The organism is Nannocystis sp. RBIL2 (genome assembly GCF_026626745.1).
GTDB lineage: Bacteria > Myxococcota_A > Polyangia > Nannocystales > Nannocystaceae > Nannocystis.
The window spans coordinates 5,241,979-5,263,623 of sequence record NZ_JAPNJW010000001.1 but is presented as its reverse complement, the minus strand read 5'-3'; the positions used below and the strand labels follow the sequence as shown (position 1 = coordinate 5,263,623).

The window sequence follows — 21,645 nt, the reverse complement described above, 5'->3', positions numbered from 1 at the left end:
CGTCGGTCAATCGCTCTTGCTGCTCGATCCCGGCGGGATGGTGCAGGGTGCCAGACCTCCGTGCGCACGTCCGACTCGCCGGCGACGATGGCGGCGGCGACGAGGCCGGACTCGTTGATCTCGCCGCGGCCCAGCCGCGCTCCCGGCGGCCACTCGAACTCGAGCTCGTGCGTGCCGTGGGCGTCACCGACGAACACGAGGCCGACGCTCGCGTCGGTTCCGTAGGCGGCGCCCAGGAAGCGGCCCTGTTCGTTGATGTCCTCGAGCTCGCCTTTGCTTGCGCCGACCGGGAGCGTGACCTCGACGAGCGGGCCGCCGTCCCAGAGTACGGGCACGTAGTGACCGCCGCGGGGGACCAAGCCGACGATCTGCCCGTGGTCATTGAGATCCCTGATCATCATGACAGCCCCGGCGAGCGTCGGCAGCTCGAGCACCTCGTCTCCAGCCCAAAGCATCGCTCTGGGTTCGCCGTCACATTCGAAGGTCGCTGCGATCTGCCCGGGACGATTGAGATGCGGTAGCCCCCCCCGGTCGGAATGTCTCGGACGGGCAATCCGCGGCGAGCACTTGCCGTTCACCCTCCCGCCAGCGAAGGAAAGCCGGGTGCTCGTAGCTGTAGCCGGCGATGTGGTCCGCGTCGTTGAACTCGAGCGCATAGCCCTCGCCCAGCGCGGTGACGACGCCTTCGCGCCAGAGGTACGTCCGGGGCCGCCAGTCGATGCCGCTGGCGAGAGGGGGCGTACTCAGCATGGCGTGACCATGGGCGTTGATCTGGCCCCACTCGAAGATCGTCCCGCCGGGCGCGGGGATGGACGCAACCACCTCGCCGTCCTTCCAGATCACCGCATGCGTCCAGTCGGGCGCGCGTAGGTCGCTGATGGTGCCAGCGCCCGGAATGTCGGTCGCCAGCAGCAGGACTTCGCCGCGCTCGTTCATCGCCAGGCCCGCGGTCTGGAAAAAACCGTCCGGCACGAGCGGCTGCGAATTCAATCCGTCCCACAGGAACGCAGTGAACGCGGTCTCGCCCGCCTCCCACGCCGCGCCGAACGCCGGGACCGCGTCGACGAGCACGCGGCCTTGCTCGTCGACATCGACAAACCGCTGGCTCTGCTCCTCGACGATGCCGAGCGGCGGGACCTGCTGGTGGGTGTAGCACGCCTCCGCGTCGAGGTCGTCGAGCTTCGGAACTGGAGACGCCGCCGTGGGCCCCGGCGCGCCCACGAGGCCGGACAGCGACGCCAGCGCGAGGACGCCGATCTCACGGCACATGGTCGAAAAGACACGAGCCCCGCGCTCACATGATCGGTCCATCGCTCGGCGATCCTTTCCGGGCTCGATCTATGCGCAAGGTATTGCGAGCCGCAAGCACGCTCAGGCGACCGCGTGCTTGAGCCTGTTGCAGCGAGCACGAGCTGGCACGGCGGGCGATCGAAGCGGATCGCAAGGCGACCGGGCGGCGCGACGACTCGGCCGGTTCGCCGCGAGGAGTCGTCCGGGCAGGAAGTCTGTCGGCGGCCGGCCCCGGCCGTCGAACAGGCACCGACGATCTGCCTCAAAGGACAGACGACATCGGAGCCGAGGCGGCGGTTCTTGAGGCTGTTACCGGGGGGCACGGCCTGGAGCGCTCGAGCCGGCGAGCGCCGGGATAAATCGTCGGGCGAAGGACCGGCCGTAATGACGGGAGAAAGCGTCTGTTCGGCGGCCGGCCCCAGCCGTCGAACAGGCGCCGACGATCTGCTTCAAAGGACAGCCGACATCGGAGCCGAGGCGGCGGGTCGGCTTCTCACGGTTGGGCCGTGCCCCTCGCGAGGCGCAGCCGGCAATCAGCGAAGCGAGGACGCGACATCTCCGCGGTGCAATGCATCGAGGCGCGACGATCTTCGAGCGTGAGCATTGAAGACGGTGCGACGCATCGACGGCGACGAGCTTCGCAGCGCGAGCAAGACGCGGCGATCCTCGCAGCGAGCAGGCGAGACGATGCTAGGAGCGGGACGTCGCGATCGACGAGGATCGAGCGGTTCGACGCGTCGAGCGGCCGGCGGGCGCGAGTGGATCGCAGGGCCAGGTTCCAACGGGCATGGCGCATCGAACATCAAGAATGCGTCAGGGGGCATCGCGTGGCGCGCCGGGTGCGACGGGAGTGACTCGAGTTCGGTAGCGCGCTTGACAGGTACGGCGGACCGTTTCATGAAAAGTGCGAAGACGCGAGGCGAGGAATGCTCATCTGGACGGTCAGCTTCTTGACGCTCGCGCTCCTCGCAGGAGCGCTGGGGTTCTCGGGATACACGAGTACCGCCCCGAAGGTCACGGCGACCACGGCAGCCGGGATGGCGCGCATGCTGTTCCTGGTGTTCCTGTTCGCCGCCCTCGTCACCCTGGTCCTCGGGTTCTTCCGGGGCTGGTGACAGCGCTGACTCCTGCGCGACGTCGCGTCCCTCGCGGCGCCGCATTGTAAAACTTCCATTCGTTCGACAAGCAGACGCAGCACCCCCGCGCAGGCAGGACTCGACACACGGCCTGCGCGGGGTTTTTTACGTCGTGGTCGCGTCGGCCATGCCGTCCAGGTGGGCGGCGATGGGCGGCCAGGCGGCGGCGATCTTGGTCGCGTGGAAGTGAGGCTCGAAGCGAGGGTCGAGCTGGGCGGCCAGGCGCAGCCATTGTTTGACGCGGGCCACCGCGCGGCCCGGCTCCAGCCCGTCGTCGCGCATCGCGGCGTGGTAGTCGCGCAGGATTTCGGCCAGCTCGGCGAGCGGCAGCGGTCGGTCCTGGCGCGCGCCGCGGATGACCGCGAACAGGTCGGGACGGGCCATCGCCGCCCGGCCGATCATGAAGGCGTGACAGCAGCTCTGGGCTGCGCAATGGGACAGGTCCTCGGGGACACGCAGGTCGCCGTTGGCGACCACGGGGATCGCGATGGCCGCGCGGGCGCGGGCGAGGTCGGGCCAGCGCACCGGCGGCTGGTAGAGCTGGGCGCGGGTGCGGGCGTGCACGGTGAGCCAGGCGGCGCCCCCGCTGGCCGCGGCGACTGCGATCTCCTCGAGGCCGTCGCTCGAGTCCCAGCCGACGCGGACCTTGGCGGTGACCGGGATGTGCTCGGGGACGCGGTCGCGGACGCGGCCGACGATCGCACGGATCCGCTGCGGCGCGCGCAGCAGGCTGGCGCCGCCGTCGTGGTTGTTGACGGTCTTGGCCGGGCAGCCGAAGTTGAGGTCGATGCCGGGGGCGCCGAGCTCGGCGGCGCGGCGGGCCGTCTCGGCCAGCGGCTCGGGGTCGCCGCCCAGTAGTTGCACGTACACCGGGACGCCGGCGCGGGTGTGGCCGCCGTGGGCGAGCTCGGGGACGTCGCGCAGCAGCACGGCCGCGGGCACCGGGTCGCGGGTGACCCGCACGAACTCGGACACGCACAGGCTGATGCCGCTGCGGCCGCCGAACTGGTCGGTGAGCAGGCGGCGGTAGACCGCGTCGGTGATGCCGTCCATCGGCGCGAGCGCGAGGTAGAGGCCGGGCTCGCCGGGACGCGGGGCGACGCGGTGGCGCTCGCCCCAGGTCGCGGACCAGCGAGCGGCGCTGTCGCGTCGCATGTCCTCGAGGACAGCTTCGGCGACGCGCTGGCCGGGGTCGGCGGCGAAGCGCTCGCAGGCCCCGATGGTCATCGCGCGGGGTCGTCTTCGTCGTCGACCTCGGCCTCGTCGGTGGCGAGGTCGAGGTCGAGCTGGTGGTCGAGCTCGCTCGACCACGGGGCCAGCAAGAGCTCGTAGCAGCGGGTCTGCACCATCTCCCCGAAGGGGTCGCGGCGGCGCAGCTGCCGGCAGAGGAAGCCGCTCGGCGTCAGGCGACGGGCGCCGAGCAGGGCCCAGATCGCCTGCTCGACCGCCTCGGCCGTGTAACCGCGGCCGACCAGCGCGTCGACCAGCTGACCCATCGCCACGCCGCGGTTGCCGGCACCGTCCGCGTGCTCGAGGATCGCCTGACTGATTCCGTCCATGGGAGGCGGGAGGATGGCGCGGCTTGCGTCGGCCCGCAACCAAGATCGCGCATCGGCCGATCGTCGGGCGCGGGCCGATCAGGCGTCGCCGAAACTGATGCCAAGGCCGCGGGCGTGGGCGACGAGCTGGCCCTGTGGGTCGACTGCCCGCATCTTCTTGACGGCGAGCTCGAGCGGCACGGTGCGGATGTCGGGCGGCTGCGACGAGACGAGCACGCTCCGCTCGCCGCGCAAGGCGGCCTCGACGGCCTCGACGCCGAGGCGGCTGGCGAGCAGGCGATCGTAGGCGGTGGGCGTGCCGCCGCGCTGGATGTGACCCAGCGCGGTGACGCGGAGCTCGAGCTCGGGGACGATGGCGGCGATCTCCTCGGCCACGCGCTGGCCGGCGCCGCCGAGGATCGACGACGGGCCGAGGCGACCGGAGGCGACCGGGCGCTGCGTGACCTCGCCGCCGATGCAGGCGCAGCCCTCGGCGACGACGACGAGGGCGAAGTGGCGGCCGCTGGCGAGGGTGCGCTGGAGGTCGCGGGCGACGTGAGCGGGCGCGTAGGGGAGCTCGGGAATGAGGATGACGTCGGCGCCGCCGGCGATCCCGCTGTGCAGGGCGATCCACCCGGCGTGGCGGCCCATGACCTCGAGGATCATGGTGCGGTCGTGCGACTCGGCGGTGGTGCGCAGGCGGTCGAGCGCGTCGGTGACGACTTGTACCGCAGTGCCGAAGCCGAACGTCTCGACGGTGGCGTCGAGGTCGTTGTCGATCGTCTTCGGCACGCCGATGACCGTCAGGCCGCGGCGCGTCAGCTCGAGCGAGATCGCCTGCGAGCCGTCGCCGCCGACGTTGATCAGGACGTCGATGCCGAGCGCCTGGGCCCGCGCCAGCAGCTCGTCGCCGCGGTCGCGCGTGGAGCCGTCGGGGTCGCGCCAGGCGAACGGGCTGCAGCGGTTGGTGGTGCCGAGCACGGTGCCGCCGCGGCCGAGGATCGGCGCGACCTCGACGGGGGTCAGCGCGCGCACCGTGGCACCTGTCCCTTCGAGCAGGCCGTTGAGGCCGTCCTCGACGCCGAGCACCTCGAGGCCGGCGGCGTGGGCCCGCAGGACGACGGCGCGGATCACCGCGTTGAGGCCGGGGCAGTCGCCGCCCCCGGTCGCGATCGCCAGCTTGCGCGGAGTGGTCGTCATCTGTCCTTCAGGGCAGGTTGCCCGGGGCCTGCAGGGTGGGGTCGACGGCGGGGAACCAGCGGGCGGCGATCCGCACCGCGTTGGTGGCGGCGCCGAGGCGCAGGTTGTCGGCGGCGACGGTGAAGCAGACGGTGGTCGGGTCGTGCGGGACGACGCGGACGCGGCCGACCAGAGCGAGGTCGCGCTCGTGCACGGTGGCGAGCGCGGACAGGCCGGCGCCGTCGGCGGTGGGCACGACGCGGAGGAAGGCGCCGCCGGCCCACGCGGTGGCCACGGCGTCGAGCGTGACGGGCCGCTCGCAGGTCAGCCAGACCTGCTCGTAGTGGCCGACGGCGACGGGGACGCGGCAGGCCTGGGCGGAGATCGGTAGGTCGGCGAAGGCGAGGATCTTGCTGCTCTCGATCATGAGCTTGCGCTCCTCGGCGGAGAAGCCGCTGTCGTCGGTCTTGCCGTTGTGCGGGACCGTGTTGCCTGCGTACCCCGAGGGCGAGAAGGCGGCACCCAGGCGGTTGTGCGCGGCGTAGCCGACCTGGGCGTCGAGCAGGAACTGGTCGAGGGCGGCGATGCCGGCCCCGCTGATGGCCTGGTAGGTGGAGACCGCGAGCCCGCGGATGCCGAAGTGGCGGCGCAGCGGGGCGAGCGCGAGCGTCAGCGGGATGGTGGTGCAGTTGGGGTTGGCGACCAGTCGGACCTCGTCGGCGACGAGTCCGTCGTTGACGCCGGCGGCCACCAGCGGGACGGCCGGGTCGCCGCGGTAGGCGTTGGACTTGTCGATCACCCGATAACCGAGGGCCAGGAGCCGCGGCACGTAGCGGGCGCTGTGCTCGTCGTCGAGCGCGACGAACGCCAGCTCGCCGCCGGTCGCGTCGACCGCGTCGAGGTGGTTCGCCGCCTTGACCTCGAAGCGGCGGCCGTCGACCTCGAGCTCCTGGTCGCGGCTGGCGTGGAGGGCGAGCTGCGCGCCCGGCCAGGCGCGCGGGATGAGGTGGAGCAGCTCGCGGCCGACGAGGCCGGTGGCGCCGAGGATGCAGACCCGCATTGTGCGCGGCAGTGTAACACGGGTCGCCCACCCGCGCGCGCTCCGCGGGGAACGGCCCGCCGAGGCCGTGCGGACGGTCGTCGGACATGTGACCCGAAAGACATGTCGAAAAAGACATATTGAGGGCGCCCGCCCGGCGCCCGCCCGAGAGCTCCGACTTTCAGCGCGTCGCCGTGGACGGGCATACTCGCCGGGTGAGCGAGCGGGTGAGTGACACCGCCGAGGCCCGGCCGGCCTCGGGAGAGCCGTCGCGTATCAGCCAGGCCGATACGCTGACGAGCGAGGGCTCGCCGAAGCCGGGCAACGCGACGCACGACGAGCTGCCCGCCGACATCCGCCTCGGTCGCTTCACCCTGCTGCGCGTGCTCGGCCGCGGCGGGATGGGCGTGGTCTACACCGCCTACGACGAGCTGCTCGACCGCATCGTCGCCATCAAGATGGTCCGCAGCGACCGCGACGACGCCCACCTGCTGGCGCGAGTGCTGCGCGAGGCCAAGGCGCTGGCCAAGCTGTCGCACCCCAACGTGGTGCAGATCCACGACGTCGGCGAGAGCGACGGCCAGGTCTTCATCGCCATGGAGTACGTCGACGGGCCGACGCTGCGCGCGTGGATCGAGGCGCGGCGCGAGGCGGGGGCGCGCTGGCACGAGCTGCTGCCGGCGCTGATCGACGCCGGCCGCGGGCTGCAGGCGGCGCACTCGGCCGGCCTTGTCCACCGCGACTTCAAGCCCGACAACGTGCTGGTCGGCGCCGACGGCCGCGCGCGCGTGCTGGACTTCGGTCTGGTGGCCGCGCGCGGCGAGCCGCCGCCGACGCGGCCGGGGACGCCGCTCAGCAGCACGGAGCAGCTGCTGACGCGCACGGGGGCGATCCTCGGCACGCCGGCGTACATGTCGCCCGAGCAGTGGCTGGGTCGCCAGGCCGACGCGCGCTCCGACCAGTACAGCTTCTGCGCCGCGGTCTACGAGGCGCTGCACGCGGTGCGACCGTTCTCCGGCGGCCACGCGACCGAGGTGCTGGCGGCCATCTCGCACGCGACGCTCGAGTCGAGCCCCCGGGCGCTGGCGGTCCCGGCCACGATCTCCGCGGCGCTGCGGCGCGGCCTGTCCTTTCGGCCAGAAGCGCGGTTCCCCGACATGGCGGCGCTGCTGGCCGCGCTCGACCACGACCCGGGGGCGACGCGGCGACGCGGGCTGCGGGTGGTCGCGGTCGTGGCGGTGACCGCGGCGGTGGTGATCGCGGGCGCGCTGCTGTGGCAGGGGCTGCAGCAACGCTGGCGCCGCGAGCAACGCGAGGAGGACGCGGCGGCGGCGCTGGCCGAGCTCGAGGCGCGCATCGCCGAGGCGCGGGCGGACCACGACCGCGCGGCGGCCGAGCGGCTGTTCGCCGGCTTCCTCGAGGAACCTGTCCACAAGGACACACGGGCGATCGCCCGCGCGTGGCTGGCCGAGGCGGCCCGCCGCAGCGAGGACGGCGACCCGCGGGCGGCGATCTCGGCCCACGCGCGCGCGTTCACGCTGGCACATGACCCAAAGGACAGCCGCGAGGCGCTGCTCGGGCTGGTCGGGCTGTTCCGCGCCGAGCTGGCGTGGGACGGCCTGGCGCAGGTGCTGGCGCTGCTCGACGAGCGCCACCCGGAGGCCGCGGGCGACCTGACCCTGGCGTCGGTGCGCGGCGACGTCGCGCTCGCACGCCGCGACTTCGCCGCGGCCGCGAGCCGGCTGGTCGGGCCCAAAGCGGCGCTGGCGGAGGCGTTGGCGACGGCCCATCACACCGCGTTCACCGACGTGCGGCAGGTGTTCGGGCGCGTCGGTGACGAGGTGTGGCTGCTCGCGCAGGGGGCCGGCGCGCCGGTGCTGCACGCGGCGACCGCCGACGCCGCGCTGACGCCGAAGTGGCAGCACGCGTTCCCGGACGGGACGAACCGCGTCGAGGTGGTCGACCCGCTGGCCGGCCAGGCGATCGCGTGGGAGGACGGCCTGGCGCTGTACACCGCGAAGCCGGGCGGTGGGCTCGAGCGGGTCTTCACCTGGCCCGAAGACCAGATGTTCTCCGCGGCGGCGGCCGACCTCGACGGCGACGGCGTCCGCGAACTGTACGTCGGGACAGGTACTTCGTGCCAGATCTCCAGCCTCGTTCCTGATGGAGGCGGCGGCTTCACTCACCGCGTCGTGTACGACGTCGGCGACAGCGTCGAGTCGGTCGTCAACTCGATGCTCGTCGCCGACCTCGACGGCGATGGGCGCGACGAGTTGGTGGCGGCGTTCGGCGGCTGGCGGGCCTACGACGTGCGCGTGCTCCGGCTGGCGCCGGGGACCGGCGAATTGGTGACGGTGGCGCGCGACAAGATCGGCCAGGTGTTCGGGCTGGGGGCGCTGCGCACGGGCCAGGGCGAGGCGCGGGTGGTCGCCGAGGTGTTCCACCGCGAGCCCAACCCGCTGGTGTTCCCCGCCGACGAGCCGCATGGCGCACCGACGGGGACGTACCTGCTTGCGCTGGCCGGCGACGGGCTGGTGCGCCGCGCTCACGTGCCGTTCGTGCGCGCGCACGAGGGCGCGCGGGCCGACGGGGTCCACGGCCAGCCGCTGGCCGGCGACGTCGACGGCGACGGCCGCGGCGACTTCGTCAATCACTACTACGAGCGCGGGTCCTTCCACTCGGTGATCCAGCTGCAGGACGAGCGCGGCGGGTTCGTGCCGGCGGTGCTCGACGGGATCGAGGTGCTGCGGCTGGCGCAGCTCGACGACGACCGCGCGGAGGAGCTGCTGGCGCGAGTGCAGGCGCCGACCGGGGCGGCCGAGCTGTGGCTGCTCGGGGCCGGCGAGGAGCGCCTGGCAATGCGTGGGCCTGTCTTGGAGGACATGTCCGATCGATCATCCGTGAGCGACGCTGCGCTGCGGCGGGCGTTCGCCGGGGCCGACGATCTACGCCGGCTGGGTCTGCTGGCCGAGGCCGCCGAGGCCTACGAGGCGCTGGCGCGACGCAGCCCGCCGGGGGAGCTGCGCGAGCGGGCGCTGCTCGACGCGGCGAGCCTGCGCGAGCGCCTCGGCGACGACGGGGCCGCGCTGTCGCTGTACGACGAGGCAGGCGAGGGGACGGACGCGACCGCGGCGCTGCAGGGGGCGTTCCGCTCGCACCTGCGGCTCGGCGAGTACGACCGGGCCCTGCGGACGCTCGAGTCGTTGCGCACGCGGCCGGGGCTGGCCGCGAGCGAGGCGGCCGAGCTGCTGGGGCAGCGCGAGCGGCTGGTGCGGGCGACCTACGAGCACCCGCCGATCGACATCGGCTTCGACCGGCCGCTGGCGCCGGCGTGGACGATCGGCGATCCGCTGGCGCTGCGCCGGAGGCCGCTCGAGCAGGCGCTGGAGATCCGCACCGCCAGCGCGGGGGTGCTGGCCGAGCTGCCGCTCGAGTGGGACGGCGAGACGATCGATCTGAGCATCGATCTCACTGTCGAGCACAGCGAGTGGAGCTCGCACCTGGTGCTCGAGCTGGCGCCCGAGGCCGAGCCGGACCGGCCGGTGCTGCGGCTCGGGGTGTCGACCCACGGGACCAGCCGCGGCGGTCAGCCGACGCTGCGCGAGTACAAGTGCCAGGCGGGCGGGCAGGTGCACTACGTCAATCACACGCCGTCGCTGCTGAGCCCGAACCCGGCGGTGCGCTCGCGGGCGCGGCTGCGGGCGTTCGCGGTGGCGCCGCTGGGCGAGTTCGGCTGCGCGCTGACGGACCTCGAGCGCGACGAGTCGCGGACGCTGCGAGAGCCGCTGCCGACGCGGCTGGGGCCGCCGGGGCGCTATCGGCTGCGCCTGCGCGCCGGGGCCGACGTGCCGGCGTGGTTGGCGGCGCAGGTGCATCACGTGGCGATCCGCGGGGCGCGGATCGTCGAGCCGGCCGCGGGCGATCCGGAGCGCGCGCGATTGCTGGCGGCGGCGGTCGAGGGCGACGCGGTGGCGGCGCTGACCGCTGCCGGGCCGGCCGGGCCGCGCGAGCAGGCGCTGCAGGCGTTGCTGCTGGTCCGCACCGGACGCGCCGGTGAGGCGCTGCCGCTGTGGCAGGCGCTGCTCGACAGCGAGGACGCGGCGGCCCGCGCGTCGCTGCACACGCTGCTGCGCGGCTACCACGCGGAGGTCGGACCTGTCCTTCGGGCCATCTCGGAGCCGCGCTACCTCGACCTGCTGGCCGAGGCGTGGCGCAACACCGCGGTCAATCACGAGGGCGACCCGCGGGTGGCACCTGGCTTTTTGGACATGCTGTCAGGCCTGGCGGCGGAGCGGCTGGCGCCGGTCGGCAGCGGGGCTGCGGCGATGACCCGCGCGGGCGACCTGCTGAGCTGGCGGGCCCGCCTGCAACGCCGCGCGGGCCGTCCGGCCGCGGCGCGCGAGGACTTCAGCCGCGCGCTCGAGCTGTACCGCCGCGCCGACCTGGCAGTGTCGCTGCGCGCGAGCATGCTGCTGCTCGACCTGGCGTCGCTGGCGGCCGAGGAGGGCAATCGCACGGGCGCGGCGGAGCACGTCGCGGCGGCGCGAGCGGCGTCGGACATGCCGCTGCTGGTCGAAGACATCGTCCGCGCCCGACCCGAGCTGGCCGCGCTCGTGGGACTGTAAGAGCGAGGCGGCCGGTGCTTCGGTGGATCCCGAACCCCAGTCCCTGATACGAGAGACGTGAATATGACCTACGCGATCCGCCCCGTCCGCCTCGCCGAGATCGAGGCGGTCCGCGCCATCGAACGCGCGTCGGCCCGGCGCTTCGTCGGCATCATGGACGAGCTGGTGGACGACGAGCCCTCGCCCGCGGCAGTGCTGGCGGCGCGGATCGCCAGCGGCGGGCTGCTGGTGGCCGAGTGCGAGGGCGCTCCGGTGGCGTTCGTGATGTTCCGGCCCGTCGAGGACGGCCTCTACATCGAGCAGATCGATGTCCTGCCGGCGTTCGAGCGTCGGCGAATCGGCGCGGCGCTGCTAAACGCGGCCGCCGAACAGGCGCGTCTGATCGGCCTGGTTCGCCTGACGCTGTCGACGTTCCGCGACGTGCCATGGAACGCGCCGTACTACCGGCGCCTGGGCTTCGTGGACATCGCCGACGCTGCGCTGACCGAGGGTCTCGCGGAGATCCGGCAAGAGCATGTGGCCCGCGGGCTCGACGAGAGCCGGCGGACGTTCATGGCCCGACCGGTCTGAGCTCGCGCGGCCTGGGCTCGTGGCCAGCGATGACATCGGATATCTTTTAAAAACGAATATGCGCTTACGTCTGACTTTGCTCGTGATGTCTCTGGTCGGGATCGGGCTGGCGATCTTCTTCGCCGGCGGAGCACCGTCGACGGCCGATGGCTCGACGACCGAGGGCGCGGGCCCGCGAGCCGAGACCGAATCACACTCGGCGCATGGCACGGTGACGGAGGCCGGGGATGTCTCCCCATTATTGAATCGCAGGCTGGCTGGCTTTACGGAGGGGCTCGTCGAGCTGCTGTCGCAGGTGCCGCAGCCGCCGAGTCACGAGCAGGCGCAGGTGGCGGGGCAGGTGATCGCGCTGTTCAACGAGTTCGACCTCGACGCGGCCGCGGGTCTCTTCGAAAGACCGTCGGCAGGCCTGGAGGAGTGGGTGCAGTGGTTGCGGGCCCGCGTGGGCGAGTGCGGGGCCGGCGAGCCGATGATGGTGAAGGACGACGCGGTGCGCTACCGCTACACGTGCGAGCACGGACAGCTCGAGGCGCAGTTCTCCCTGTCGCCGGAGACCGGCAAGATCCCCGGCCTCATGATGGCCGCGCGGGGCATCGAGCTGGCCGAGCCGGTGCGCGAGGCCGCCGAGACGGTGATGCGGCTGTACGACCAGTGGGACCCGGCGCTGTTTCGCCGCAGCTTCAGCGAGAAGTTCGAGGAGGAGAAGATCCGCCGGTTCCTGCTCGACGTGCGCTCGAAGCACGGCGACTGCTCGCTCGGCGAGCCCGACCTCGTCAGCGTGCGCGGCACGTTCATCCACCTGAACTGCGAGCGGTCGGTGCGGCTGATGAAGGTCGAGCTGATGCAGGAGGACGACCGGATCCAGATCCTGTCGATCCGCGACCCGCGGCGGTGAGCGAAGCTCACGGCGGAGTGACGGGCAGGCCGCGGTTCGGGCGGAGGATCGAGCGCACGAAGCCGGCGCGGGAGATCTCGCCGCCGGAGCCGAGGTCGGCGATGTCGGGCCCGAGGCCTTCGTAGAGGGCGGCGGCGAGGGCCCGCGGGTCGCGGGTGTCGAGGCGGTCGGCGGCCTCGCGGACCCGCTCGGCCTCGCGCTCGATCCACTCGGCCATGTCCGAAAGGACACGTGCGCCGTCGGGCTTGATCCTGCCGTGGGTCGGCAACACGACGAGGTCGGGGGCGCGGGCGGCGATGCGGCGCAGGGAGGCGACCATGTCGTCGGCGGCCGACTCGAACCAGCCCTCGAGCGGGCGCGAGGTGTAGAGGTCGGCGGTGAGGGCGTAGGTGGCGGCGCCGTCGCGGGCGACGAAGGTGATGTGATGGGGGGTGTGGCCGGGGGTGAGGACCGCCTCGAGGGCGACGGAGCTGTCCTCGAAGACGGCCCCGGGGTCGTACGGCTCGACGGGGCCGCTGGGCTCGGGGTGGCCCCAGAAGATGGCGCGGTACTCGGGGATCCGCGCGGTCGTGGTGACGATCGGGACGTGATGGCGCGGGACGAACACCGGCAGGTCGCCGAAGGCGCGGCGGATCGCGGCGATGTTGCCGACGTGATCCTCGTGCTGGTGAGTGCAGACGATCCGCCGCGGCGGTCGTCCGCGCAGGAGCGCGAGCAGCTCTGCCGTGGCGACCGTGCCTCCCGCGTCGATCAAGGTGTCGCCGAGGCGGTAGACGGAGTGCTGGCTGCGACCGGTCGGCGTGTCGAAGGCGAACGACAGCCGCTCGAAGGGCCCGTGTGTGGTGCGCGCGACCTCCACGCTGCTGGCGTTGTAGCACGCCAGGCCGCGCGAGGGTCACGCGAGGCCGGGCGCGAAGGGGCGGTGACGGCGGGAGGAGGAGGTGGGGGCGAGGTTGCGGCCTATCGCGAGGTCGTCGGCCCGGCGTGTGAGGTCAGGTCATCTCGCGCGGTCGTCGGCCCGTGAGCGTGACACGGAGGAGAGCGCGCGAGGATCGGCGACCTGTCCTTTCAGACAGCAGGCTCGGCGCCCGCGGCCAGCAGCGTGCGCACGAAGCGGTCGTGGTCGTAGCCGGTGATGATCCACGTGTTCGAGCCCGGGCTCGGGCGTGAGCCCCAGCCGCCGCGGGCCCGGAACAGCTCGACCTCGGCCCACTCGCCGATCGCCTCGTCGATCGCGCAGCAGGCCGCGAGCGGATCGTGGAACTTCTTACCCTCGGGCGACTTGTCGAGGTAGACCTCCATGCCCTGCCAGATCCGCTGCAGCGACGGGCTGCGGTGCTTCACCGCGGCCACGGCGGAGTGCATGTCGGCGTCGTAGTACACGCCGTGGCACACGTTCTTGGAGACGAAGCGGCGCACGCCGATGCCCGGGTGGACGAGCGCGGCCTCGGCCGAGCGCGGGTCGCCGTTGAGGTTGTAGGTCGGGCAGGTGACGAGGCCGCGGAACTTGTCGAGCTGGCGCTCGGGCGGGACCACGCCCTCGCCGGCGAAGCCGCCCTGGACGACGAGGCGCCCGACGCGGAAGTTCGGCAGGCGCATGGCTGCGCCGAGGTTCTTGAGCGGCGCGCCGGTGACGAGGGTGGTCGATTCGTCGCAGTGCGCGTGCAGGACCTCGCCGCCGGGCGCTGCGTCGCGCGACGACGGGATGTCGCCGTAGGCCTTGTAGTGCCACGAGGACACGCACACGCCGCGCGGACCGTGCCGGCCCTCGCCGGGGTCGCCCTGCTCGCGGACCGAGCGCGGCTGATGATCGAGGTTGTGCGCGCCGACCGGGATGTCGCGGCCGAACCATTCGAGCGCGCGGCGGACGACGCCGACCTGATCGGGCGTACCGGGCGTGACCGCGACGGCCTTGAGGTTGACCTGCGGGTGACCGAGCAGCAGCAGCAGCGTGAGGAAGTCGTCCGGATCTCCGGTCTCCATGTCCCAAACCACGTCGATCATCGGGCCTCGCTTTCGCGGCCGAGGATGATGCCGGTGCGGGCTCAGAAGCGCAACGTGAGGCCGCCGGGCGCGAGCGTGAACCGCCTGGGGACCGGGCGATCGAGCGCGGGTGACGTCCGCGGTGCGGGTGATCGGGCTCGGGTCACTCGGTCGCGGGACAAGTTGCGCTGGCTCGGGTCATCGATTTCGACGAATTGTCAGGCGGGTCTGCGCGACGAATTGTCAGCGGCCGCGAGCGTCGGCGCGACGAGGAAAGAGGGCGCCGCGATGATGGGTATGCGGCCGAGGCCCGGATGGTCGCGGCGCTGCGCCGCGTCACGATGGCACGCGGCGGCGGCGATGCGCGTGAGCTCGTGACGTCCTGTCCACGAGCGGTCGCGCGAGGACGTGGCTCGCGAATTGCTGTGGAGCGAGCCGGAGGTGCGCATGGAGTTGAGAGACGCGATCGTCGGCTGCCTGCTCGGGGGTGCGGTGGGGGACGCGATCGGCCTGCCGTGGGAAGGTCTGTCGCGGGCGCGGGTCGGCGCGGCGGTCGGCGCGGGGCCGCTGCGACACGCGCTGATCGGCGCGCGGGGGATGATCAGCGACGACACCGAGCACGCGTGCATGACTGGGCAGGCGCTGCTGGCCGCGCCGGACGACTCCCGCGCGTTCGCCCGCTCGCTCGCGTGGCGGCTGCGCGGGTGGTTGCTCGGCCTGCCTGCCAGCGTCGGCTGGGGCACGCTGCGCGCGCTGGTGCGGCTGTGGCTCGGGTGGTCGCCGGAGCGCAGCGGGGTCGACTCGGCGGGCAACGGGCCGGCGATGCGGGCCGCGATCCTCGGCGTGTGTGTGGGCGACGACCCGGTGCGGCTCGAGATGTTCGTGGCCCGCTCGACGCGCATGACCCACGCCGATCCGCGGGCGCTCGCCGGGGCGCTGGCGGTCGCGCGCGCGGCCGCGGCGATCGTGTACGACGACGCGGCCGACGACCCCGCGGGCCTGTTGTCGGCGCTGGCGGAGGCGACCGACGACCGCGAGCTGGCGACCGCGCTGGCGCTGGCGGCGGCGCACCTGGAGCGCGGCGAGACGGCGGAGGCGTTCGCCTGCTCTTTGGGACAGGTGCACGGCGTGTCGGGCTACATCCACCACACGGTGCCGGTGGCGCTGTACTGCTGGGCGAGCGCGCCGCGCGACGTGGGCGCTGCGGTCGAGCTGGCGGTGCGCCTCGGCGGGGACACCGACACAGTGGCGGCGATCGTCGGCGGGCTGGCGGGCGCGGCCGGCGGTCCCGGGTCGATCCCGGCGCCGTGGCTGTCGGGGCTGCACGAGGCGCCGCGCTCGGTCGCGTGGATCTCCCGGCTTGGCGACCGCCTGGCCCGCTGCTTCGGCCAGCGCCCTGCCCGCAGCGACGAGGGGCCGCTGCCGATCTCCTGGCCGGCCCTGCTGCTGCGCAGCGTGAAGTTCACTGCGATCGTGCTGACCCACGGGGTCCTTCGCGTGCTGCGACCGCGTGGGGCGTGATGGAGCGGCGATGACATGTCTTTCGAGGCATGTCCCCCGGGCCATGGGGCGGGCGAGGCGCCGCGAGGGGCGCAGACTTCCCCATGAAAAAATCTTGCGGGCCGATGTCGATTTGGCCGGTCCGGCTTCGACGTGGAGGTGACGGACAGGAGAACGGCCATGGAAGACCACGGAATGTCACGGATCACGGAGTCGGGCCCGGTCGCGGCGGTGCTGCGGCGGGTCGGGCCGGTGCTGGCGGGGCTGCTGACCACGGTGGTGCTGTCGGTGGCGACCGACGCCTTCATGCACTCGAGCGGGATCTTCCCGCCGCTGGGGCAGCCGATGCACGCGGCGCTGTTCCTGCTGGCGCTGGCCTATCGCTCGGCCTTCGGGGTGCTCGGCGGGTTCTTGACCGGCCGGCTGGCGCGGCACCGGCCGATGCGCCACGTGGCGGTGCTGGGGAGCATCGGCGTGGTGCTCAGCACGCTGGGGGCGATCGCCACCTGGGACGCCGGGCCGGAGTTCGGACCCAAGTGGTACCCGGTGGCGGTGGTGCTGACCGCGTTCCCGACGACCTGGTGGGGCGGCCTGCTCGGCGCGCGCCGCCGGTGACTCAGGACATGCCCTTCCGGACATGCTCTTAGCAACATGCCCTTGCGGGCATGTTGATTTTTAAAAATGTCTCAGGGGGCGCGCTGGAGCGTGACCGCGAACACCGCGCCGGGGCCGTCCTCGGCGACGACGACGACCTGGCCCCCGTAGGCGTGGGCGATCTCGCGAGCGATGGTGAGGCCGAGGCCGGTGCCGCCGTCGTTGGCGCCGCGCTCGCGCGTGCCCCGGTAAAAGGCCTCGAAGATCTGCTCGCGCTCGGCTGCGGGGACGCCGGGGCCCTCGTCGCGCACGCGCAGCTCGACGCGGGTGGGGCCGGGGCGGCAGCGGACGCTGACCTTGCCGCCCGGCGGGGTGTGGCGGACTGCGTTCTCGAGCAGGTTGCGGATCAGCCGTACCAGGTCGTGGGCGCGGCCGACGACGCGCGCGCCGGGGCCGTCCCACTCGATGGTCACGCCCTTGGCGTCGCTCTCGTGGCGGACCAGAGCGATCGCCTCCTGGCCGAGCTCGGCGATGTCGACCGGCTCGCCGACCTCGTCGCCAGCGGCGCCCATGCGGGCCACCGCCAGCAGGTCCTCAGTGAGGCGGCGCAGGCGCGAGGTGCTCTCGAGCGCCTCGCGGATGGCCCGCTCGTACTCGCTGGCGTCGCGCGAGCGGCGGAGCGCGTGCGACAGCTCGCCGTAGAGGGTGGTGAGCGGCGAGCGCAGCTCGTGGGCGGCGTTGGCGACGAAGCGCTGCTGCAGGCCGAGCAGCAGGCCGAGGCGCTCGATCATCGCGTCGATGTCGCGGGCCAGCTGGACGATCTCGCGATCGCCGTGCTGGAGGTCGATGCGGGCGGCGAGGTCGCCGGCGGCCACGCGGCGGGCGACCTCGGCGATGGTGCGGTGGTCGCGGGTGAGGCGGTGGACGACGGCGAGCGCGACGAGGACGGTCCACACCAGCGCGACCGCGAAGCCGGTGGCCATGGCGCGCTCGAGGAAGCGGGCGTCGCCGTCGAGGTCGGCGCGCGGGGCGGCGAGCAGCAGCGAGGAGCCCTCGTGCGAGGGCAGGTCGACGTGGACGGCGCGCAGGTGCTCGTGCGCCGACCACAGGTCGAAGCAGTTGCCGTCGGGCGGCGGCAGCTCGGACAGCGCCGGCGGGTCGCGCTGCCACGACAGGGTCTGGGCGATGACGCGGTCGCCGGGGCCGTAGATGACCGCGTACTTGGTGAGCGGGCCGACGTCGTTGGCGAACGGGCCGGGGCGGTTGGAGATGGCGAGCTCGTCGCCGCCGAGCTTGTCGGCCTCGGCGGCCTCCTCGCGGGCCTCACGGACGAGGGCGAGGTCGAGCTGGTGCTCCTGGCTGGCGTTGACTGCGAGGGTGACTGCGATCGACGCGGCGCCGAGCGTGACCAGGGTGATGGCCGAGGTCGCGACGACGTAGCGGACGCGGAGGCTCATGGAGGATCGCGCCGCAGACGGTAGCCCTTGCCGCGCACGGTGTCGATCATCCACGCGTGGTCGCCGAGCTTGTCGCGCAGGCGGCTGATCTGGACGTCGATGAGGTTCGAGCCGGGGTCGAAGTGCGTGGCCCACACCTGGGTCAGCAGCTCCGAGCGAGCGACCACGCGGCCCTCCTGGCTCGCCAGGCACAGCAGCAGCGCGTACTCGCGGCCGGTCAGGTCGACCGGCTTGTTGTCGAGGGTGACGACGCGGCGCAGGCGATCGATCTCGAGGGCGCCGACCTGCAGCCGGCCGAAGCCCTGGGTGCGCCGCAGCAGCGCGTTGATCCGCGCCAGCAGCTCGTCGATCTCGAACGGCTTGACCACGTAGTCGTCGGCGCCGGCCTCGAGCCCGAGCACGCGCTCCGAGACCTCGCCGCGCGCGGTCAACATGATGATCGGGGCGACCGAGCCGGCCCGCCGCAGCTCGCGGCACACGGCCAGGCCGTCGATGTCGGGCAGCATCCAGTCGAGCAGGACGATGTCGTACTCGACCGAGCGAGCCTGGCGCACCGCGTCGGCGCCGTGGGTGCACTGGTCGGTGACCCAGCCCTCCTCCGAGAGGACGCGGGCGATGAACAGCGCGACCTTGACGTCGTCCTCGACGATCAGCGCCTTCATGGGTCTGGAAGCATACACGGCGGCTTTTTCTTCTGACATTACAGCTTCGTCATGTTCTCGCTGGCCCGGCGCTCGCGGCGAAGCACCAGCCGCAGCAGCGCGGGCAGCAGGAAGAGGGTGAGGATCGTCGAGGCGCCGATGCCGAACACGACAGTCGTCGCAAGCGGCCGCTGCACTTCGGAGCCGGCGCCGGTGGCCAGAGCCATCGGCAGGAAGCCCAGCGCTGCGACCGCGCCGGTGGTGAGGACGGCCCGCATGGTGTGCGAGGAGCCCTTGAGCAGCGCCTCGTCGAAGGGGTGGCCCTCGTCGAGGGCGCCCCGGACCTCGGAGGCGAGGACGACGCCGTTGAGCACCGCGACGCCGGCGAGGGCGATGAAGCCCACGGCCGCCGGGATGCTGAACGACATGTCGCGGAGGATGAGGCCGGCGAGGCCGCCGATGAGGGCGAACGGGACCAGAGCGAACACGGCGGCGGCGTAGCGCACGTCGCGGAAGTTCCAGAGCAGCATGCCGAAGATCAGCGTCAGGCAGATCGGCACGACCACCGCGAGGCGCTGGCTGGCGCGCTGGAAGTTCTCGAACTGGCCGCTCCAGGTGACCTTGTACGGCGGGGTCAGCGGCACGCTCTCCTTGACGGCGGCCATGGCGTCGCCCACCCACGAGACGAGGTCGCGGCCGCGCAGGTTGACCTCGACGCGGACGACGCGGACGCGGTCCTGACGGCGGATCTGCGCCGGACCCTCGGTCTCCTCGATCGTGGCGACCTCGGACAGCGGCACGCGGTGACCGTCGACCGTCTCGACGAACAGGTCGCCGAGCGCCTCGGGCCGGGGCTCGCGCGGCGGCACCAGCAGGCGGGCGTCGAAGCGGCGCTGGCCCTCGTAGACCAGGCCGATCGGCAGGCCGACGCGGGCGGCCTCGACCGCGAGCAGGGCGTCCTCAAGGGCGACGCCGTAGCGGGCCAGGCGGGCGCGGTCGGGCTTGACGGTCAGCTCGGGCATGCCGAGCACCTGCTCGACGCGGAGGTCGCCGGTGCCGTCGATCGGGCGGATGGCGCTGGCGATCGAGTCGGCGATCCGCTTGAGCTCGAGCAGGTCGGGGCCCAGCACCATGATCTGGATGTCGGCGCGCGAGCCCGAGATGATCTCGTTGTTGCGGTCCTCGATCGGCTGCGAGATCGACACGAAGGTGCTCGGCACCTGCGACTCGATCGCGTCCTTGAACACGACGCTGAGCGCGTCGAGGTCGTGAGCGGTGACCCACTCCTCCTTGGGCTTGAGCGGCACGACGATGTCGGTCTTGTCCTTGCCGGCGGGGTCGATCGCGACCTCGGCGCGGCCGGTGAACGCGAGCGTGGCGTCGACCTCGGGGAAGCCGAGCAGGACCTTCTGCACCTCGAGGTCGAGGCGCTTGGCCTCGGTGAGGTTGATCGAGGGCGGGCGGCGCAGGCTGACCACCATGTCGCCCTCGTCGATGCGCGGGACGAAGTCGGCGCCCTTGCCGGCGAAGATCCCGCCGGTGATGAAGAGGGTGGCGGCGGCGCCGGCGAGCAGCGGCCAGCGCATCTTCAGCGCCCACGGCAGGCTGCGCTCGTAGCCGCGGGTGAGCACGCGCAGCCAGCCGCTGGTGCCGTGCTTGGCCGGCGGGACGAACAGGGCCAGCAGGGCCGGCAGGAACGCGACCGAGTAGACCAGCGCGCCGAACAGCGCGAACGCCATGGTGGTGGCCATCGGCTTAAACAGCCGGCCCTCGACGCCCTCGAGGCTGAGCAGCGGGATGTACACCAGCATGATGATCGCCACCGCGAAGGCGACCGGGCGGACCACGCGGGACAGCGAGGCGGCGTAGGCGTCGGCGCGCTCGCGCGTGGTCAGCTGCTGGCCGGCGAACGCGGCGATCAGCGCCTCGAGCAGGACGATCGGGCCGTCGACGAGGAAGCCGAAGTCGATCGCGCCCAGCGACATGAGGTCGCCGGCGACGCCGGCCCAGTGCATGCCGAACAGCGCCACCGACATCGAGGCCGGGATGCCGAGCACGCACACGAGCGCGCCGCGCACGCTGCCGAGCAGCACGATCAGCACGAGGAACACCACCGCGGCGCCCTCGAGGATGTTCTTCACCACCGTCGACAGGGTGCGCTCGACGAACTCGGCGCGGTCGTACACCGCCTCGATGACGACGCCGGCCGGCAGCTCGGCCTGGACCTCGGCGACGCGATCCTTGACCGCGTAGATGACGTCGCGGCTGTTCGAGCCGAGCAGCATCATGATGACGCCGGCGACCGCCTCGTCCTCGCCCATGTAGGTGACGATGCCGTGGCGCAGGGCCGCGCCGTCGCGCACGCTGGCGACGTGCTTGACGAGGATCGGCGTGCCGTCGGGCGCGACCTTGAGGACGACGCTCTCGAGGTCCTCGACGCCGGTGTAGGTGCCGACGGCCCGCAGGGTGAAGGACTCGGCGGTGCGGTCGATGTAGCCGCCGGAGATGATGGCGCTGGCCGACGACAGCGTCTCGCTGAGCTCGCGCAGGGTGAGGCCGTAGGCGGCGAGGCGGTCGGGCTGGACGATGACCTGGTACTGCTTGAGCTCGCCGCCCTGGGTGTTGACCTCGATGACGCCGGGCACGCCGCGCAGGCGCGGCACGATCTCCCAGTCGAGCAGCGTCCGCAGCTGCTTGCGCGAGTGCACCGGCGAGCGGACCACGAACTGATAGATCTCCCCGAGGCCGGTGCTGAGCGGGGCGATCTGCGGCGTCGGCACGCTCTCGGGCAAGTCGCCGCGCGCCTGCAGCATGCGCTCGAACACCAGCTGGCGCGCGAACCACGGGTCGGTGCCGTCGCGGAACACGACCGTGATCGCGCTGAGGTCGGCGCGGGAGACCGAGCGCAGCTCCTCGAGCCCGGGCACGCCGTTGAGCGCGTTCTCCATCGGGAAGGTCACGTTGCGCTCGACTTCGGGCGCTGACAGGCCGGGGGCCTCGGTCAGCACGCTGACCTGGATCGTCGAGATGTCAGGCAGCGCGTCGATCGGCAGGCTGCGGGCCGCGAGGCCGCCACCGATCAGGAGCGTCAGGAGGAGACCCAGCATCAGGAGACGGAGCTGGATCGATTGATGGATGAGCCAACCGAGCATGGGCAGGACGCGGACGAGGGTGATCGTCCGCGTAGCCCAGCGATTA

General features: G+C 72.6%; 18 protein-coding genes. 7 read left to right on the top strand and 11 right to left on the bottom strand.

Annotated features, from left to right (window positions below):
* Window positions 1-47 precede the first annotated feature (47 nt).
* The gene (locus tag OV090_RS20910; RefSeq protein ID WP_267705706.1) at window positions 48-521 is read left to right on the top strand and encodes a hypothetical protein; all 474 of its coding nucleotides are present in this window, start codon (window positions 48-50) and stop codon (window positions 519-521) included.
* Here OV090_RS20910 and OV090_RS20905 read toward each other — a convergent pair.
* A complete protein-coding gene (locus OV090_RS20905; RefSeq protein WP_267705704.1) occupies window positions 472-1,269 on the bottom strand; it encodes a hypothetical protein in 798 nt (265 codons plus the stop codon). The genes OV090_RS20910 and OV090_RS20905 overlap by 50 nt on opposite strands.
* A gap of 947 nt (window positions 1,270-2,216) precedes the next feature.
* Here OV090_RS20905 and OV090_RS20900 point away from each other — a divergent pair.
* Entirely contained in the window at window positions 2,217-2,405 is a 189-nt protein-coding gene (locus OV090_RS20900) for a DUF1328 family protein (RefSeq protein ID WP_267705702.1), read from the top strand.
* Between the two features lie 126 nt (window positions 2,406-2,531).
* On the opposite strand, the gene OV090_RS20895 is transcribed toward OV090_RS20900, so the two are convergent.
* The 4 genes from OV090_RS20895 to OV090_RS20880 form a co-directional block, all read right to left on the bottom strand.
* Window positions 2,532-3,653 carry a tRNA-dihydrouridine synthase family protein gene (locus OV090_RS20895; protein ID WP_267705700.1) on the bottom strand — a complete coding sequence of 374 codons (1,122 nt, stop codon included), beginning with the start codon at window positions 3,651-3,653 and terminating at the stop codon, window positions 2,532-2,534.
* The gene (locus OV090_RS20890; RefSeq protein ID WP_267705698.1) at window positions 3,650-3,985 is read right to left on the bottom strand and encodes a hypothetical protein; all 336 of its coding nucleotides are present in this window, start codon (window positions 3,983-3,985) and stop codon (window positions 3,650-3,652) included. Before OV090_RS20890 ends, OV090_RS20895 begins: the two co-directional genes overlap by 4 nt.
* A gap of 78 nt (window positions 3,986-4,063) precedes the next feature.
* Window positions 4,064-5,164 (bottom strand): ATP-dependent 6-phosphofructokinase, encoded by a 1,101-nt coding sequence (locus OV090_RS20885; RefSeq protein WP_267705697.1) that lies wholly within the window; start codon window positions 5,162-5,164, stop codon window positions 4,064-4,066.
* Window positions 5,165-5,171: 7 nt separating this feature from the next.
* Window positions 5,172-6,203, bottom strand: a complete 1,032-nt coding sequence (locus OV090_RS20880) for an aspartate-semialdehyde dehydrogenase (protein WP_267705695.1) — start codon at window positions 6,201-6,203, stop codon at window positions 5,172-5,174.
* A gap of 194 nt (window positions 6,204-6,397) precedes the next feature.
* Between OV090_RS20880 and OV090_RS20875 the strand changes: the two genes are divergently transcribed.
* The 3 genes from OV090_RS20875 to OV090_RS20865 all read left to right on the top strand — a co-directional run bounded on the left by OV090_RS20875 (window position 6,398) and on the right by OV090_RS20865 (window position 12,272).
* Complete coding sequence (locus OV090_RS20875) at window positions 6,398-10,807, top strand: protein kinase (RefSeq protein WP_267705693.1); 4,410 nt, start codon at window positions 6,398-6,400, stop codon at window positions 10,805-10,807.
* Between the two features lie 63 nt (window positions 10,808-10,870).
* Window positions 10,871-11,377, top strand: a complete 507-nt coding sequence (locus OV090_RS20870; protein WP_267705692.1) for a GNAT family N-acetyltransferase — start codon at window positions 10,871-10,873, stop codon at window positions 11,375-11,377.
* Window positions 11,378-11,435: 58 nt separating this feature from the next.
* Window positions 11,436-12,272 carry a hypothetical protein gene (locus tag OV090_RS20865; protein ID WP_267705690.1) on the top strand — a complete coding sequence of 279 codons (837 nt, stop codon included), beginning with the start codon at window positions 11,436-11,438 and terminating at the stop codon, window positions 12,270-12,272.
* Window positions 12,273-12,279: 7 nt separating this feature from the next.
* Here OV090_RS20865 and OV090_RS20860 read toward each other — a convergent pair whose 3' ends face one another.
* From OV090_RS20860 to OV090_RS20850, 3 genes are all read right to left on the bottom strand, one after another.
* Window positions 12,280-13,131 (bottom strand): MBL fold metallo-hydrolase, encoded by an 852-nt coding sequence (locus OV090_RS20860; protein ID WP_267705688.1) that lies wholly within the window; start codon window positions 13,129-13,131, stop codon window positions 12,280-12,282.
* 209 nt (window positions 13,132-13,340) lie between these two features.
* Window positions 13,341-14,276 (bottom strand): nucleoside hydrolase, encoded by a 936-nt coding sequence (locus tag OV090_RS20855; protein WP_267705686.1) that lies wholly within the window; start codon window positions 14,274-14,276, stop codon window positions 13,341-13,343.
* Window positions 14,277-14,473: 197 nt separating this feature from the next.
* Window positions 14,474-14,704 carry a hypothetical protein gene (locus OV090_RS20850; protein WP_267705683.1) on the bottom strand — a complete coding sequence of 77 codons (231 nt, stop codon included), beginning with the start codon at window positions 14,702-14,704 and terminating at the stop codon, window positions 14,474-14,476.
* Between OV090_RS20850 and OV090_RS20845 the strand changes: the two genes are divergently transcribed.
* Together OV090_RS20845 and OV090_RS20840 are read left to right on the top strand one after the other, a co-directional pair.
* Window positions 14,703-15,776: an ADP-ribosylglycohydrolase family protein gene (locus OV090_RS20845; RefSeq protein ID WP_267705681.1), complete on the top strand. Its 1,074-nt coding sequence runs from the start codon at window positions 14,703-14,705 to the stop codon at window positions 15,774-15,776. The two genes, OV090_RS20850 and OV090_RS20845, sit on opposite strands and share 2 nt — an antisense overlap.
* A 159-nt stretch (window positions 15,777-15,935) precedes the next feature.
* Complete coding sequence (locus tag OV090_RS20840) at window positions 15,936-16,370, top strand: hypothetical protein (protein WP_267705679.1); 435 nt, start codon at window positions 15,936-15,938, stop codon at window positions 16,368-16,370.
* A gap of 71 nt (window positions 16,371-16,441) precedes the next feature.
* Here OV090_RS20840 and OV090_RS20835 read toward each other — a convergent pair whose 3' ends face one another.
* From OV090_RS20835 to OV090_RS20825, 3 genes are read right to left on the bottom strand one after another with little or no spacing between them, the layout of a single operon-like run.
* The gene (locus OV090_RS20835; RefSeq protein WP_267705678.1) at window positions 16,442-17,806 is read right to left on the bottom strand and encodes a HAMP domain-containing sensor histidine kinase; all 1,365 of its coding nucleotides are present in this window, start codon (window positions 17,804-17,806) and stop codon (window positions 16,442-16,444) included.
* On the bottom strand, window positions 17,803-18,468 hold the full coding sequence (locus OV090_RS20830) for a response regulator transcription factor (protein ID WP_267705676.1): 666 nt from the start codon (window positions 18,466-18,468) through the stop codon (window positions 17,803-17,805). The genes OV090_RS20835 and OV090_RS20830 overlap by 4 nt, the downstream gene beginning before the upstream one ends.
* 38 nt (window positions 18,469-18,506) lie before the next feature.
* Window positions 18,507-21,599, bottom strand: coding sequence for a CusA/CzcA family heavy metal efflux RND transporter (locus tag OV090_RS20825; RefSeq protein ID WP_267705674.1), 3,093 nt, complete (start codon window positions 21,597-21,599; stop codon window positions 18,507-18,509).
* Between the last annotated feature and the right edge of the window lie 46 nt (window positions 21,600-21,645).

Excerpts from the sequence above, each read along its gene's own strand:
- OV090_RS20830 (WP_267705676.1), bottom strand. The coding sequence starts at position 18,468 with ATGAAGGCGCTGATCGTCGAGGACGACGTCAAGGTCGCGCTGTTCATC.
- OV090_RS20840 (WP_267705679.1), top strand. The coding sequence starts at position 15,936 with ATGGAAGACCACGGAATGTCACGGATCACGGAGTCGGGCCCGGTCGCG.
- OV090_RS20845 (WP_267705681.1), top strand. The coding sequence starts at position 14,703 with ATGGAGTTGAGAGACGCGATCGTCGGCTGCCTGCTCGGGGGTGCGGTG.
- OV090_RS20855 (WP_267705686.1), bottom strand. The coding sequence starts at position 14,276 with ATGATCGACGTGGTTTGGGACATGGAGACCGGAGATCCGGACGACTTC.
- OV090_RS20885 (WP_267705697.1), bottom strand. The coding sequence starts at position 5,164 with ATGACGACCACTCCGCGCAAGCTGGCGATCGCGACCGGGGGCGGCGAC.
- OV090_RS20825 (WP_267705674.1), bottom strand. The coding sequence starts at position 21,599 with ATGCTCGGTTGGCTCATCCATCAATCGATCCAGCTCCGTCTCCTGATG.
- OV090_RS20890 (WP_267705698.1), bottom strand. The coding sequence starts at position 3,985 with ATGGACGGAATCAGTCAGGCGATCCTCGAGCACGCGGACGGTGCCGGC.
- OV090_RS20880 (WP_267705695.1), bottom strand. The coding sequence starts at position 6,203 with ATGCGGGTCTGCATCCTCGGCGCCACCGGCCTCGTCGGCCGCGAGCTG.
- OV090_RS20850 (WP_267705683.1), bottom strand. The coding sequence starts at position 14,704 with ATGCGCACCTCCGGCTCGCTCCACAGCAATTCGCGAGCCACGTCCTCG.
- OV090_RS20895 (WP_267705700.1), bottom strand. The coding sequence starts at position 3,653 with ATGACCATCGGGGCCTGCGAGCGCTTCGCCGCCGACCCCGGCCAGCGC.
- OV090_RS20865 (WP_267705690.1), top strand. The coding sequence starts at position 11,436 with ATGCGCTTACGTCTGACTTTGCTCGTGATGTCTCTGGTCGGGATCGGG.
- OV090_RS20835 (WP_267705678.1), bottom strand. The coding sequence starts at position 17,806 with ATGAGCCTCCGCGTCCGCTACGTCGTCGCGACCTCGGCCATCACCCTG.
- OV090_RS20900 (WP_267705702.1), top strand. The coding sequence starts at position 2,217 with ATGCTCATCTGGACGGTCAGCTTCTTGACGCTCGCGCTCCTCGCAGGA.
- OV090_RS20905 (WP_267705704.1), bottom strand. The coding sequence starts at position 1,269 with ATGTGCCGTGAGATCGGCGTCCTCGCGCTGGCGTCGCTGTCCGGCCTC.
- OV090_RS20870 (WP_267705692.1), top strand. The coding sequence starts at position 10,871 with ATGACCTACGCGATCCGCCCCGTCCGCCTCGCCGAGATCGAGGCGGTC.